Genomic DNA, 13,593 nt, shown 5'->3' on the forward strand with positions numbered 1-13,593 from the left:
CGCTTTTTCGGCGCAGGTGGCGGGCTTTCGTGCGCAAAGGTCGATACCGTACGCGGGTGAATCCGTACACGATCTTCGCCGACATCATCGCCGGGGCCGCCCCGTCCTCGAAGGTTTACGAGGACGACGAGGTCCTCGCCTTCATGGACATTCGTCCTGTGACACCGGGCCATGTCCTGGTGGTGCCCAAGGTGCCCGCGCCGAGTCTGGCCGATCTCGATCCCGCGTTGGGCGGCAAGCTCTTTCAGGTCGGGCAGCAGATCGCCGCCGCGCTGCGGAGCAGTGAGGTAGCGGCCGACGGGGTGAACTTCTTTCTCGCCGACGGGGTGACGGCCGGGCAGGAGGTCTTCCATGTGCACCTGCACGTGATCCCACGGACGCCCGGTGACGGTTTCGGCTTGCGCGCGCGGCCGACGTCACCCGCGCGGGCGGATCTCGACTATCTGGCGGGCTCGATCCGGGGCGCGCTCACCCGCTGACCCGGAATTCGGACGAAGCGGTCATCGCAGACTCGAAAGTTTGCTGAAGAAACGCCATAAACGCTGAATGCTTCCAGTTTGCTGCCCTGTGGGTTACCTTGGACTGTCATTGGCATGCGGTTATGGAGGGTACATCGTGCGTCGTACAGGAGTTGCTGCGGCAGTGCTGGCAATTGCTCTCGGTGTGCTCGGGCCGACGGTGGTTCATCCCACGACGGCATCTGCCGCACAGATCATCGGCGTCAACGAACTGACTCCCTTCCGGACGGCCATCACCGTCACCTCGCCTGCGATGGGCCGCAATGTCGATCTGCAGGTCCTGCATCCGGCCGGCGGTGGCTCGCGCGGCACGTACTACCTGCTCGACGGCCTCGACCCCGGCATCGGTCAGAGCACCTGGACCAACGCCACCGACGCCGAAGCCTTCTTCCGCGACAAGAATGTCAACGTGGTGCTCCCGATGGGCGGCCAGGCCAGCTACTACACCGACTGGATCGTCGACGATCCGCGTTTCGGCCGGTACAAGTGGGAAACGTTCCTCACCCAGGAACTGCCGGGGCTGATCGACGGGCAATTCAACGGCAACGGCCTGAACGGCATCGGCGGGCTGTCGATGGGCGGCAACGCGGCCTACATCCTGGCCGCCCGCCACCCCGGCCTCTACCGCGCGGTCGCCGGTTACAGTGCCTGCCCCGACATCGCGATGGCGGCGGGCGCGATGATGTTCTCCATCGTCAATCGCGGCGGCAACCCGGTCAACATGTGGGGAGCGCCCGGCAGCCCCGACTGGGCCTCGCACGACCCGGCTCTGATGATCGACGGGCTGCGCGGCAAGGCGCTGTATTTGTCGACCGGCACCGGCATCCCCGGCCCGCACGAGGCCGAACTCAAGCCGACACTGGCCGAGAACATCTTCCTCGGCGGCCCCATCGAACTCGGCGTCAACACCTGCATGGTGGCCTTCGACCAGCGGCTGCGTGGCGCGGGCATCGGCGCCAGGATCGACTACCACCCGGTGGGTACCCACTCCTGGTCCTACTGGCAGGACGCCCTGCACGCCTCGTGGCCTGTCATCGCACCCGCGCTCGGGGCCTGAGACTACTTCGCGGACCGTCGGCGCAAGACCGCGCTCGCGATAACGCCGATCACCGACAGTCCGGCCACGATCAGTACGTAACCCGCGGGCAGGCCCAGGATTTCGACGTACTCCTTGCTCACCACGCGGTCCCGTACGGGGACGTCCTCGGCGGCGGAGCCGAAAAGGAAATCGCTGGTGATCGCGGCGGGATCGGGGATGTAGACCGAGAGTTCGGTGAGGTAGTTGTCTGCTGCGGCAAGCGCTTTCAGGTCCGGTTCGCTGGGTTCGGCCACAGGAGAGGCGAATTCGGTGATGACGGTGTGGGAATCGGTGTCGGGATCGATGCGCGCCACCCGGTGGTCACCGAAGATGTAAAGGTGAACCGATTGTGGTGTGGTCGCGGCGGCCGACATGCGCATCGGATAAACGAGGCGGTCGGAATCGAAGGTGAGACGGACCGGGTCGAGGGCGCCGGAGAGGGGTTCGGCGCTGGTGAGGCGCATGGCGACGAAAGACCAGCCCTCGCGGAGGTAGGGGTCGAGGGTGGCGCTCACCTCGGGACGGAGTCGATAGCCGTTGGCGTCGAGCCACTCTCGGATTCCGGTGAGATCTCCGCCGCGCAAGGTGGTTGCCTCCAACGGGCCCAGCTGCACCCGGCCGAGCACATCGGGGCCCGAACCCGGAGCGGCGCCGGATGCGTCGCCACCCAGCGAACCGCTGCCGAACCAGTCGTACTCGGTGACCCGCTCCGGCGCGGTCATGCGCGAGAGCTCCGCGAACGAGTCCGAATTCCCGGCTGAGACAGTCGCGGGCGTCGGCGTCGGCACGATCAGCGCCGCGTCGGCGCCGGCGAACCGCATCCCCAACCGCATCAGCACGGTCTCGCGCCGCCCGTCCCAGCCGAGGACCGCCGTTTCGCTGTTCACTCGCGCCGAACTGTCCCCGCTGACGACGCCGCCGCACGCACACGCGTTGGCCGACATCACCGCCCCCGATCCCGCGGCCAGCGCCACCCCAGCAGCAAGGACCAACGATCGAACTGCGTACCGCATCCCCATGCGGTCAGATTACGCAGAGCGGGCCCAGCGCAGATGCGCAGAAATACTCAGTCATCCGGTGCGAGCACAGTGCTGTCGAGCGCCCGCGGCCGAGTTGGCGGGCCCGGTTGGAGTGGGGCGGCTACGGTGGACCAATGGCTGGCGAGAATGAGACTGTGTCGGCGCCGATCGCGAAGAGGGCGCCCTTCGAGCGGGTCCACCACGGTGACACGTTCGTCGACGACTACGAGTGGCTACGGGACAAGGAAGACCCCGAGGTCATCGCGTATCTGGAGGCGGAGAACGCCTTCACTGCGGCGCAGACCGACCAGCTGCAGCCCCTTCGGGACAAGATCTTCGACGAGATCAAGGCCAGGACGCAGGAAACCGATCTCTCGGTGCCGACCCGCCTGGGCGATTACTGGTATTACTCGCGCAGTTTCGAGGGCAAACAGTACGGCGTGCATTGCCGCTGTCCGGTCGACGCGAAGGCCGAGGGTATCGACGCGTGGACGCCGCCGCAGCTGGAAGCGGGCTCGGCGATCGAGGGCGAGCAGGTACTGCTCGACAGCAATATTCTCGCCGAGGGTCTGGACTTCTTCGCCCTCGGCGCGTTCTCGCTGAGCCACGACGGCAACCTGCTTGCCTACTCCGTCGACAGCTCCGGCGACGAGCGCTACACGCTGCGGATCAAGGACCTGCGCACCGGCGAGATGCTGCCCGACGAGGTGGCGGGCGCGGCGCCGGGCGCGACCTGGTCGCTGGACGGCACGCACATCTTCTATCAGACCGTCGACGAGTCCTGGCGCCCCGACACCGTGTGGCGCCACCGCGTCGGCACCGGCTCCGACGCCGATGTGACGGTGTTCCACGAGCCCGACGAGCGCTACTGGGTCAGTGTCGGTGCCACCCGCTCCGAGAAGTACCTGATGGTCTGGCTCGGTTCCAAGATCACCACCGAGGGGTGGGTCCTGGAATCGGATAACCCCGAGGGCGAGTTCCGGGTGCTGTTGCCGCGTCGGGAAGGCGTGGAGTACTCGGCCGAGCACGCGGTGATCGCGGGCGAGGACAAGTTCCTGATCCTGCACAACGATGTGGTCGACGGGGTGAAGGCGGAGAACTTCGTGCTCGCCGTCGCGCCCGCCACCGACCCGTCGGACATGACGACCCTGATCGGGCATCGTGAGGACGTGCGGCTCGAGGACATCGACGCCTTCGCCAACCACCTGGTGCTCGGCTACCGGCGCGACGCGCTGCCGCGCCTTTCGGTGTGGCCGCTCACCCCGGAAGGCTTCGGTGAGCTGACCGAGCTCGACTTCGGCCTCGAATTGTTCTCCGCCGGTGCGGGTTCGAGCCCGGAGTGGGAGCAGCCGACGCTGCGCGTGGGAGTCACCTCGTTCATCACGCCGATGCAGGTGTTCGATTACGTGCCCGCCACCGGTGAGCTGCTGCTGCGCAAGGAACAGCCGGTGCTCGGCGGTTACGACGCCGATGACTACGAGCAGCATCGTGATTGGGCCGTCGCCGCCGACGGCACCCGGATCCCGATCTCGATCATCAGGCGCAGTGGGCTGCCCGACGGGCCGAAACCCACCCTGCTCTACGGCTACGGCTCCTACGAGGCCAGCATCGACCCGTCGTTCTCGGTCTCGCGCCTGTCGCTGCTCGATCGCGGCATGGTGTTCGCGGTGGCGCATGTGCGCGGCGGCGGCGAGATGGGCAGGCTCTGGTACGAGCACGGCAAGACGCTGCTGAAGAAGAACACCTTCACCGACTTCGTCTCCTGCGCAAGCCATCTCATCGACACCGGCGCCACCGCGCCCGATCGGCTGATCGCCGACGGCGGCAGCGCGGGCGGACTGCTGATGGGCGCGGTGGCCAACCTGGCCCCCGAGCTGTTCAACGGCATCCTCGCCAACGTCCCCTTCGTCGACCCCCTCACCTCCATCCTCGACCCGTCGCTGCCGCTGACGGTGATCGAGTGGGACGAGTGGGGAAACCCGCTGGCCGACAAGGACGTCTACGAGTACATGAAGTCGTACTCGCCGTACGAGAACGTCGAGGCCAAGAACTACCCGGCCATCCTGGCCATCACCAGCCTCAACGACACCCGCGTGCTCTACGTGGAACCGGCCAAGTGGGTCGCCAAGCTGCGCGCCACCAAGACCGGCGACAACGAGGTGCTGCTGAAAACGGAGATGACCGCGGGCCACGGTGGTGTGAGCGGGCGCTACGAGAAGTGGAAGGAAGTCGGCTTCGAGTACGCGTGGGTGCTCGACCGAGTGGGTCTCGCGGACGCGTGATCCGAGGGGCCCCGGCGTCGGCCGGGGCCCTTTTCTTTTGTCAGGGCAGGGGTTTCGGGGCGAGGAGTTTGCCGAGCAGGGTCGTGAGCTGGGTGCGTTCGGCGCTGGTCAGGGCGGCGAAGGTGTCGTCGAGGAAGGCCGGGGTGGCGGCCTCGGCGTGGTGTAGGCGGTCGCTTCCCGCGGGGGTGAGGGTGACGGCGTAGGAGCGGCGGTCGAGCGGATTACGTTCGCGCCGCACGTATCCCGAGGATTCGAGATCGTCGCAGACCGTCACCATCACGCTGCGGTCGATGCGCAATTCCTCGGCGAGGGCCTGCTGGGAGCAGGCGCCGACCTCGGCGAGCATCTTCAGCACGAGGTGCTGGCCGACGCCGATGCCCTGCGCGCCCGCGTACGCTTCCGCCGCGCGCGCGACCGCCGTGGATGCCCGGCACAGGGCGATGTCGGGCCGTTCGGCGGCGAGCTGGGGGAAATAGGTGGGCTTGGGTGGCATGCGACTCCTCGGGTCCGTGACTCCATTAAATCATCTGTGCGCAGATTGTTTGACGACAGACGGTTGGCGCTCTACCGTCATAATCGTCTGAGCACAGATTGTCCGCTGCCAGACGATTCCTGCGTGGCACGAGGAGCGCCCATGACTCTCGATCTGACCCCGGACCAGCTGCTGTCGACCACCCGCGCGGTGCGCAAACGGCTCGACTTCGATCGGCCGGTGCCCCGCTCGCTCATCGAAGAGTGCGTCGACCTGGCCACGCAGGCGCCGACCGGTCGCAACCGTCAGCGCTGGCACTACCTGGTGGTCACCGACAAGGCGCGACGTGGCGAGCTGGCCGACATCTTCCGGCGCGCGCTGCCCCTCAGTCAGGGGACACCGCTCACCGCGCGTGACACGGAGCGGATGAACGTGTCCCCACGCTCCACCGAGCGGGTCTTCGACGGCCTGCGCTACCTGAGCACCAATATCCACCGGGTGCCCGCGTTCGTCATCCCGGCCGTCGAGGGTCGTACCGACCGCGCCTCGGTGGAAGTCCAGGCGGGCACGTGGGGCTCGATCCTGCCGTCGGTGTGGAGTTTCATGCTGGCCGCGCGGGCTCGCGGATTGGGCACCGTGTGGACCACCGCGCAGGGGCCCCTGGAACGGGAACTCGCCGCGGTACTCGGCGTTCCGTACGACAAAGTCATGCTGGCGGCGTTCCTGCCGCTCGCGTTCACGATCGGGACCGATTTCAAACCTGCCGTGCGGGTGCCGCGCGAGGAGGTATTGCACTGGCAGGGGTGGTGAGTGGTGCGCCGAAATTCGTCGGGGCGTCATCGGGGCAGCACGCCTGCGTCACCTCGGGCTGTCACCGTTGGTGCATGAACGCTGAGTTGATCGTTTCGGTGTCGGGGATCCGGGATACGACTCGCGATGCCGCGATCGAATTCGCCGGGGAGATGGACGCGCGCGGGGTGCGGCTGTCGTTGCTGGTCGCGCCGCGTCTGAAGGGCAAGTACCGACTGGTCGACGATCCGGCGACGCAGTCGTGGCTGCGCGGACGTCGGCTCGAAGGCGACGCGATCGTGCTGCACGGCTACGACCAGGCCGCCACCAAGGCTCGGCGCGCGGAGTTCGCCGATCTGCCGCGGCACGAGGCGACGTTACGGCTCAAGGCCGCCGATCGGGTGATGGAGCGGGTGCAACTGCGCACCCGGCTGTTCGCCGCGCCGCGCTGGGACGCCTCCTCCGGTGCGTTGGCGGCGCTGCCCGAGGTCGGGTTCCGGATGGCCTTCGGGCTGACCAGCATGCTCGACCTGGAACGTGATGTGGCCCAACGTGCTCGGGTGTACGGGATCGGCGAGGGTTTCCGGGCCGAGCCGTGGTGGTGCCGGGCGCTGGTGATGGGTGCGGCGCGCACCGCTCGGCGCGGCGGAGTACTGCGGCTGGCGGTGTCGGCGGCGCAGTTGCAGCGGTCGGGGCCGCGCCAGGCGATGTTCGACGCGGTCGATCTCGCGCTCTATCACGGCGCCCGCAGCGACGTATACCGCTGGGAGCCCTACTCGGCGGCCAGAGCTGCCTGACCGGCCGCCGCCGCGCGCGTACCGGCGATCAGCGCGCGGCGGTGGCCCTGATACCTCCCTGCGCGATTTATCATTCATCCGTTGATCGAGTGGTTTCCGCTAGTTGTGTAAACGCAGCAGGAGGCAACGCTGATGACGGGCACCGCGACGAAAGCCGCGACTACGACGAAATATCTTTCCTGGGTGACCCTGGCGCTGATGACCACGAGTTCGGTGGCCAGTCTTCGATCGGCGCCCACCATGGCCGTCTACGGATTGGCCTGCGTATTCCTCTACGTCATTCCCGCGATTCTGTTTCTCATGCCGACCTCGCTGGTCGCCGCGGAACTCGCGTCGGGGTGGCAGGGCGGGGTGTATCAATGGGTCAGCGAGGGGTTGAGTAAGCCGCTCGGATTCCTTGCCGTCTGGTGCCAATTCGCCATGACGATTTTCTACTATCCGAGTTTGCTCGCTTATGTAGCAAGCACTTTCGCGTACATCATTCATCCGTCGCTGGCATCCAACGGGCTCTATGTGGCGATCGTGATCATCACTGTGTATTGGGCAGGGGTGTACGTGTCCTCGCAGGGGACGAAAACGGTGGCCGGATTGTCGAGTATGGGCCTGGTGATCGGCACACTGATCCCCGGCACGCTGTTGGTCGTACTCGGCCTTGTATTCCTCGCGCAGGGCAATCCTTCTGCCGCGCCGATGAATTCGGACCATCTGCTGCCCGCGTGGGCCGGTCTGGCGAGTCTCGTGTTGATCGTGAACAACTTCCTGTCCTACGCGGGCATGGAGATGAACGCGGTGCATGTGTCGTCGCTGAAGAACCCGGCCAAGGAATTCCCGAAGGCGATGTTCCTCGCCATGGGCCTGGTGCTGGTGATCTTCATCCTGCCCGCGCTGGCAATCAGCTGGGTCGTCCCCGCGGCCAGCTTGAGTCTCACCGCCGGCGTGATGCAGGCTTTCGACGCCTTCTTCAGCCATTTCGGAATCGGCTTCCTCACCCCGATCGTCGGCATCGCGCTGGTGGCCGCCGCGGTCGGCGGCATGCTGACCTGGTTGGCCGGACCGTCGAAGGGCCTGTTGCTGATCGGGCGCAGTGAGGGGTACCTGCCACCGTTCCTGACCCGGCTCAACAAGCACGGCGTGCAGCAGAACATGCTGGTGGCCCAGGGTGTGTTCACCACGTTCATCGCGCTGCTCTACGCCTTCATCCCCAATGTCTCCAGCGCGTACTGGATTCTGTCGGTGATCACCACGCAGGTGTATCTGATCATGTACGTGCTGATGTTCGCCGCGGCCGCCAAGCTGCGCAGGGACGATCCGGATCACCCGCGCGGCTACCGGGCGCCCGCGCTGATGGCGCTGTGCGCGCTCGGCGCGGCCTCCTCGATCGCCGCGTTCACGATCGGCTTCGTGCCGCCCTCGCAGTTCGGCGCGGGCAGTCCTTGGGTGTACCTGCTCATCGTCGGTGGCGGTCTGGGCATCGTCGGGCTGCTCATTCCGTACCTGTTCTACCGAAACCGCAGGGAAAGTTGGAAGTTCGCCGTACCGGAAGGGCAGCAGGCATGACGACCGGAGACGCCCCGTACCGCAAGCGACGGTGGATCTACATCACGACCGGTGTGCTGCTCGTGGTGTTCGCCCTGATCGGGCTCTTGACCTTCAGCGCGATCCGCGAGAGTACGCAGGCGAACTCGAAAGCCGAGCAGTTGCACAACAATTTGGTCGCCGCGGGTCTGCCCGCGCCGGAGGCGAATGTGATCGCCGACGCGCTCGGCGAGAACGGCGGGTCGGTCTGCCAGGACCCGACTGCGCCGATGATCAAGGCGAAATATCAGGCCTCGATCACCAACGGCGCGGCCGGGCCGGGGCAGCGTCCGGTGATCGGCCCGCGCGATACCGCCGAGGCGGTGGCGCTCACGATCGCCACCTATTGCCCGGATCGTCTGCAGGACTATCTTTCTCATCTCGAAACCCTGAAGCTGGACGACACCACGAAGTGAGGCCGAAGAGATGACCGACGATGTGACGGCGCTGCGCGGCAAGGTTTCCGGGCTGATGGGACAGGCGAAAAAGGATCTGGCCCAGCTCGTTTCGCTCAAATCCGTCGCCGACCCGCGTCAGTTCCCGCCGGAAGGCTGCGCGCAGACGGCCCAGTGGGTGGCCGACGCGTTCGCCGCGGCGGGGCTGACCGAGGTCGGTCTGCACGAGACGCCGGACGGCAGCTCGGCTGTCATCGCGTCGAAGCCGGGGCCGCCCGGCACGCCGACGGTGCTGCTGTACTGCCACTACGACGTGCAGCCCCCGCTCGACGATGCCGCGTGGAAGACGCCGGTCTGGACGCTGACCGACAAGGACGGGCGCTGGTACGGGCGCGGAGCGGCCGATTGCAAGGGCAATATCGTCACCCATCTCACGGCCTTGCGCGCGATCGGACCCGACTTCCCGATCGGGATCAAGGTGGTGGCGGAGGGCTCGGAGGAGCAGGGCACCGGCGGCCTGGAGAAGTTCGTCGTCGCCGATCCCGCACTGCTGCGATCGGATGCGATCCTGGTCGCCGACTGCGGTAATTTCGCTGTCGGGGTGCCGACGTTCACCCAGACCCTGCGCGGGATGGTGAATGTGGTGCTGACGGTGAAAACCCTCGAAGGGCCGATGCATTCGGGGATGTTCGGCGGACCGGCGCCGGACGCGCTCGCCGCGATGATCCAGCTGCTGGCGTCGTTGCGCGATGCCGAGGGCAACACCACGATCGACGGACTCACCGGCGATCAGAAGTGGGCGGGTGCGCAGTACCCCTCGGCGGACTTCCGGTCCGACGCGGGTGTGCTCGACGGTGTCGACCTGCTCGGCAACGGAACCGTATCCGACATGCTGTGGGCGCGGCCCGCGCTCACCGTGCTCGGAATGGACGTGCCCGCGGTGGTCGGGTCGTCGGCGGCGATCCAGCCGAGCACCCGCGCCCGGCTCAACCTGCGTATTCCGCCGGGCACCGCGCCGAAGCAGGCCTTGGACCTGCTGGAGAAGCACCTGCACGCGCACGTGCCGTGGAACGCCGAACTCGACATCGAGGTCGAGGCGCTCGGTGAGCCGTTCGTCGCCTCCGAACAGGGACCCGCCCGCGACGCGCTCGGCAAGGCGATGGAGGCCGCCTACGGTCGACCGGTCACCACCGAGGGCCAGGGCGGGTCGATCCCGCTGTGCAACGTCTTCGCTGACACCTACCCGGAGGCCGAGATCATGCTGATCGGGGTGGAGGAGCCCAAGTGCCTGATCCACGCGCCGAACGAGAGCGTGGACCCGAGCGAGATCGAGCACATGGCACTGGCCGAAGCGCTGTTCCTGACCAGCTACCGCTGAATCAGAACTGGCCCTGGTCCTCGGCTTCGAGTACGCGGAACTCGGTGCCGGCCGGGGCCATTTCGGTCAGCCTGCCGAAGTAGACGCCGTAGGCGGCGGGCTCGACGATGCCGAAGTGGATGGGGATCGCGGTGCGTGGATTGACCGCGCGTAGGTAGTCGACGGTGTCCCAGATCCGCATCCACGGGGCGACGGCGGGGATGGCGAGCACGCCGACCGGGACCGGCGGCACCCACAGTGAGTCGCCGGGGTGGACCAGCTGGGCGGGGTCCGACGCGGTGCCGAGCTGGAAGACGGTGTTGTCGACCACCGGGATCTCCGGGTGGATCACCGCGTGCCTGCCACCGCCGCCGGTGATCTGTAACTCGCCGATGTCGAGCACCTGACCAGCCGAAACCGGCTCCCAGCCCTCGCTGCGCTGCTGCGCGGTCTGCGGATCCGACAGCAGGCGGGCGCCGGGATTGTGCTCGATGAGCTCGCCGATCCGGTTCGGATCGATGTGGTCGGGGTGCTGGTGGGTCACCGCGATCGCATCCAAGCCGGTGATGCCCTCGAATCCGTGCGCGAAGGTGCCGGGGTCGAACAGCACTTTCACGCCGTGCAGTTCCACGAGGATGCAGGAATGTCCGAAGTGGGCGATGCGCATACCCGATGCTAAGCCGCCGTGACCCCGGAACGCGGGCACGACGTCGGTGTCAACTAGGATTTCTGAGGTAACCCACACACCACTTGAGGAGCAACGCGTGGCACGAGTCGTGGTCGAGGTCATGCCGAAGGCCGAGATTCTGGACCCCCAGGGGCAGGCCGTGGTCGGCGCGCTCCCGCGTTTGGGATTCGCCGGGATCTCGGATGTGCGGCAGGGCAAGCGATTCGAGCTCGAGGTGGACGACAGTGTGTCGGACGCCCAGCTCGAGCAGATCGCCGAGGCGCTGCTGGCGAACACGGTGATCGAGGACTGGAAGGTCGTTCGGGTCTCGTGAGCGCACGTATTGGCGTTATTACCTTTCCCGGAACGCTCGATGATGTCGATGCCGCTCGCGCGGTTCGGTTGGCCGGCGCCGAGGCCGTGAGCCTGTGGCACGCCGATGCCGATATCAAGGGTGTCGACGCTGTCATCGTGCCCGGTGGATTCTCCTACGGGGACTACCTGCGGTGCGGGGCGATCGCACGGTTCGCGCCGGTCATGGGCGAGGTCGTTCGCGCCGCCGGGCAGGGTCTGCCGGTGCTCGGTATCTGCAACGGCTTCCAGGTTCTGTGCGAAGCCGGGCTGCTGCCGGGTGCGCTGACCCGCAATGAAGGACTGCACTTCATCTGCCGGGACGAGTGGTTGAAGGTCGAGGGCACCGATACCGCGTGGAGTTCGCGGTATGAGCCGGGTGCGCAGATCCTTGTTCCGCTGAAGTCGGGCGAGGGGCGTTTCCAGGCTTCGGAGAAGGTGCTCGACGAGCTCGAGGGCGAAGGTCGCGTGGTGTTCCGGTACGCGGGTGAGAACCCGAACGGATCGCAGCGCGGGATCGCCGGAATTTCCTCGGCCAACGGGCGGATTGTCGGTTTGATGCCGCACCCCGAGCACGCCACCGAGGCATTGACCGGACCGAGCGATGACGGTCTCGGAATGTTCTTCTCGGTGATCGATAGTTTTGTCGGGGCCTGATAACTCGGTAGTCCCCGGTCGGCGCTAGAGGGTGTCGATGATGTCGAAGTCGACCCCGTTCGCCGTTGCCAGGTGGGCGGGGCCGACTGCTTGATTGCCGAGGAAACCGCGGCGCGCGGCCGGTCCGTTCAGCACCAGACCGGTTTCCGTCGCGGCGGAGATGGTTGCCACGTCGAGGGTGCCTGTTGCTTCGGACATGGCGTTCAGCAGGTGGATCGCTTCGTAGGTGGAGTTGCTGAAAGTGGTCAGCGCCGGGGCGAATCGGCCATGGTGGCGGTGGTAGCGGGCGCGTCGGGATCGGCCCTCGGTGGTGTTGTTGTCGAGGAAGAAGCTCGAGGCCACGTAGAGGTTGGTGTTCGCCGACGGGCCCGCGCTGAGGAGGACGTTCTCGTCGACCGCCGGGCTGAGGCGGGGCATCACGGCGGGGAGGCCGGTGGTGGTGAACTGCCGGTTGAAGCGGGCGGTGTCGGCGCCGACCATGAGGATCAGGACAGCATCGGCGAGCAGGAGCGTGGGGTTCTCCAGGAAACGGCGGAAATCGGTGGTGCCGAGGGGGACGTAGTGCTCGAGGATGATGTCGTACGGGTTGGGCAGGGACCGGCGCAGGGCGAGAGCTGTTCGGCGAGGCCAGATGTAGTCGTTGCCGATCACCGCCCAGCGACGCTTTCCCAGTTCGCGGGCCATCCAGGCCGCCGCGGGAACTGTTTGGTGGTCGGGGTGTTCGCCGACCAGTAGGACGCCGGGGCGTTCGTCGGGCAGGCCCTCGTGGTCGGTGGCGTAGAGATAGGGGACGCGGGCGTCCACGGCCGTGGCAACCGCCCGCCGCACCGCGGAGGTGTGCCAGCCGGTGATCGCGCCGACCATTCCGGTGGCGAGGAAGGCCCCCACCTCGGCCGCCACCTCGTGTGGTTCGCGACCGCCGTCGATGGTGGTGAGGTGTATTTCTCGGCCGAGAATTCCTGTGCCGCTATTGATTTCGTCTACGGCCAGGGAAATCGCGGCGGTACACGATGGTGCGATGATGCCGCCGGGGCCCTGCGTGGGGACGATCGAGAGAATCTCGATCGTTTCATCCCGGCTCTGACCATAGAAAGGCACTCTGTACTCTATCGCCTAGCGCGAACAGGATTGTTCTAATGAATTTCTCGGCAGGTGGGAATGCAATCGGTGTCCATCATGAGTGGGTATTCCACGCTGCACGGGGCCCTGCGCTCCGCGGAGCGCAACTGGGTAGGTCGGCTCGAATCGGCGCTGTCGGCTGACAATCTCACGGCCGACCACTGGGCGATTCTGTCGCAGTTGTCCACCGACGACGGGATGACCATGTCGGAACTGGCCGCCCAGGCGCGGCTGGCCCCGTCCTCGGCCACCCGGCACGCGGACAACCTGGCCGAACGCGGGCTGATCTTCCGGGTCGCCGCCACCGACGATCGACGTCGGATCCTGATCGGGCTGAGCAGTCTCGGCGCCAAACTGGCCGCCAGGATCCGCGCGCAGGAAAAGCTCGCGGAGGACGAACTGCGCTCGCGCCTCGGGATTCGCCGCTACGGCGAATTACTGGCCGCGCTCGTGGTTGTCGCCGAACGCGACGACTGATCCGAGCGCGGTATTCCGGGGCGGGATGCCGGGGCGCGCC

The 13,593-nt window shown here is 66.8% G+C and carries 15 protein-coding genes; 11 read left to right on the plus strand and 4 right to left on the minus strand.

The genetic code is table 11. From position 1 onward, the window contains the following. Positions 1-56: 56 nt before the first annotated feature. Positions 57-479 carry an HIT family protein gene (locus tag OHS03_RS31085; protein WP_056818792.1) on the plus strand — a complete coding sequence of 141 codons (423 nt, stop codon included), beginning with the start codon at positions 57-59 and terminating at the stop codon, positions 477-479. A 163-nt stretch (positions 480-642) separates the two neighbouring features. Then, complete coding sequence (locus tag OHS03_RS31090) at positions 643-1,575, plus strand: alpha/beta hydrolase (RefSeq protein WP_328658950.1); 933 nt, start codon at positions 643-645, stop codon at positions 1,573-1,575. Positions 1,576-1,577: 2 nt separating this feature from the next. Here OHS03_RS31090 and OHS03_RS31095 read toward each other — a convergent pair whose 3' ends face one another. After that, positions 1,578-2,615 (minus strand): DUF2330 domain-containing protein, encoded by a 1,038-nt coding sequence (locus tag OHS03_RS31095; protein ID WP_328658952.1) that lies wholly within the window; start codon positions 2,613-2,615, stop codon positions 1,578-1,580. Between the two features lie 134 nt (positions 2,616-2,749). Here OHS03_RS31095 and OHS03_RS31100 point away from each other — a divergent pair, with 134 nt between their 5' ends. Further along, the gene (locus OHS03_RS31100; RefSeq protein ID WP_056818786.1) at positions 2,750-4,897 is read left to right on the plus strand and encodes a S9 family peptidase; all 2,148 of its coding nucleotides are present in this window, start codon (positions 2,750-2,752) and stop codon (positions 4,895-4,897) included. Between the two features lie 40 nt (positions 4,898-4,937). On the opposite strand, the gene OHS03_RS31105 is transcribed toward OHS03_RS31100, so the two are convergent. After that, the gene (locus OHS03_RS31105; protein ID WP_328658953.1) at positions 4,938-5,390 is read right to left on the minus strand and encodes a MarR family winged helix-turn-helix transcriptional regulator; all 453 of its coding nucleotides are present in this window, start codon (positions 5,388-5,390) and stop codon (positions 4,938-4,940) included. A gap of 141 nt (positions 5,391-5,531) precedes the next feature. On the opposite strand from OHS03_RS31105, the gene OHS03_RS31110 reads away from it, so the two are divergent. From OHS03_RS31110 to OHS03_RS31130, 5 genes are all read left to right on the plus strand, one after another. Then, positions 5,532-6,179, plus strand: coding sequence for a nitroreductase family protein (locus tag OHS03_RS31110; protein WP_328658956.1), 648 nt, complete (start codon positions 5,532-5,534; stop codon positions 6,177-6,179). A gap of 74 nt (positions 6,180-6,253) precedes the next feature. Then, positions 6,254-6,955: a DUF2334 domain-containing protein gene (locus tag OHS03_RS31115; RefSeq protein ID WP_328658958.1), complete on the plus strand. Its 702-nt coding sequence runs from the start codon at positions 6,254-6,256 to the stop codon at positions 6,953-6,955. A 132-nt stretch (positions 6,956-7,087) separates the two neighbouring features. Continuing rightward, a complete protein-coding gene (gene gadC, locus OHS03_RS31120) occupies positions 7,088-8,512 on the plus strand; it encodes a glutamate/gamma-aminobutyrate antiporter GadC (RefSeq protein ID WP_063004827.1) in 1,425 nt (474 codons plus the stop codon). Continuing rightward, a complete protein-coding gene (locus OHS03_RS31125; protein WP_062982682.1) occupies positions 8,509-8,946 on the plus strand; it encodes a hypothetical protein in 438 nt (145 codons plus the stop codon). The genes gadC and OHS03_RS31125 overlap by 4 nt, the downstream gene beginning before the upstream one ends. Before the next feature lie 10 nt (positions 8,947-8,956). Further along, positions 8,957-10,303 (plus strand): dipeptidase, encoded by a 1,347-nt coding sequence (locus OHS03_RS31130; RefSeq protein WP_328658960.1) that lies wholly within the window; start codon positions 8,957-8,959, stop codon positions 10,301-10,303. Position 10,304: 1 nt separating this feature from the next. Here OHS03_RS31130 and OHS03_RS31135 read toward each other — a convergent pair whose 3' ends face one another. After that, positions 10,305-10,949, minus strand: a complete 645-nt coding sequence (locus tag OHS03_RS31135; protein WP_056818771.1) for an MBL fold metallo-hydrolase — start codon at positions 10,947-10,949, stop codon at positions 10,305-10,307. Positions 10,950-11,046: 97 nt separating this feature from the next. On the opposite strand from OHS03_RS31135, the gene purS reads away from it, so the two are divergent. After that, entirely contained in the window at positions 11,047-11,283 is a 237-nt protein-coding gene (purS, locus tag OHS03_RS31140) for a phosphoribosylformylglycinamidine synthase subunit PurS (protein ID WP_056818769.1), read from the plus strand. Next, entirely contained in the window at positions 11,280-11,957 is a 678-nt protein-coding gene (gene purQ, locus OHS03_RS31145; RefSeq protein ID WP_328658962.1) for a phosphoribosylformylglycinamidine synthase subunit PurQ, read from the plus strand. Before purS ends, purQ begins: the two co-directional genes overlap by 4 nt. Before the next feature lie 24 nt (positions 11,958-11,981). Here the strand turns inward: purQ and OHS03_RS31150 are convergent, their stop codons facing one another. Then, positions 11,982-13,055: a substrate-binding domain-containing protein gene (locus OHS03_RS31150; protein WP_328658963.1), complete on the minus strand. Its 1,074-nt coding sequence runs from the start codon at positions 13,053-13,055 to the stop codon at positions 11,982-11,984. Positions 13,056-13,133: 78 nt separating this feature from the next. Between OHS03_RS31150 and OHS03_RS31155 the strand changes: the two genes are divergently transcribed. Further along, positions 13,134-13,553, plus strand: a complete 420-nt coding sequence (locus OHS03_RS31155) for a MarR family winged helix-turn-helix transcriptional regulator (RefSeq protein ID WP_328658966.1) — start codon at positions 13,134-13,136, stop codon at positions 13,551-13,553. The last annotated feature ends 40 nt before the right edge of the window (positions 13,554-13,593 follow it).

This window comes from Nocardia salmonicida (assembly GCF_036142455.1).
Lineage (GTDB): Bacteria > Actinomycetota > Actinomycetes > Mycobacteriales > Mycobacteriaceae > Nocardia > Nocardia salmonicida.

Bases quoted from the DNA above. Each gene is read 5' to 3' on its own strand.
- gadC (WP_063004827.1), top strand. From the start codon at position 7,088: ATGACGGGCACCGCGACGAAAGCCGCGACTACGACGAAATATCTTTCC.
- OHS03_RS31115 (WP_328658958.1), top strand. From the start codon at position 6,254: ATGAACGCTGAGTTGATCGTTTCGGTGTCGGGGATCCGGGATACGACT.
- OHS03_RS31110 (WP_328658956.1), top strand. From the start codon at position 5,532: ATGACTCTCGATCTGACCCCGGACCAGCTGCTGTCGACCACCCGCGCG.
- OHS03_RS31125 (WP_062982682.1), top strand. From the start codon at position 8,509: ATGACGACCGGAGACGCCCCGTACCGCAAGCGACGGTGGATCTACATC.
- OHS03_RS31155 (WP_328658966.1), top strand. From the start codon at position 13,134: ATGAGTGGGTATTCCACGCTGCACGGGGCCCTGCGCTCCGCGGAGCGC.
- OHS03_RS31130 (WP_328658960.1), top strand. From the start codon at position 8,957: ATGACCGACGATGTGACGGCGCTGCGCGGCAAGGTTTCCGGGCTGATG.
- OHS03_RS31095 (WP_328658952.1), bottom strand. From the start codon at position 2,615: ATGGGGATGCGGTACGCAGTTCGATCGTTGGTCCTTGCTGCTGGGGTG.
- OHS03_RS31100 (WP_056818786.1), top strand. From the start codon at position 2,750: ATGGCTGGCGAGAATGAGACTGTGTCGGCGCCGATCGCGAAGAGGGCG.
- OHS03_RS31135 (WP_056818771.1), bottom strand. From the start codon at position 10,949: ATGCGCATCGCCCACTTCGGACATTCCTGCATCCTCGTGGAACTGCAC.
- OHS03_RS31105 (WP_328658953.1), bottom strand. From the start codon at position 5,390: ATGCCACCCAAGCCCACCTATTTCCCCCAGCTCGCCGCCGAACGGCCC.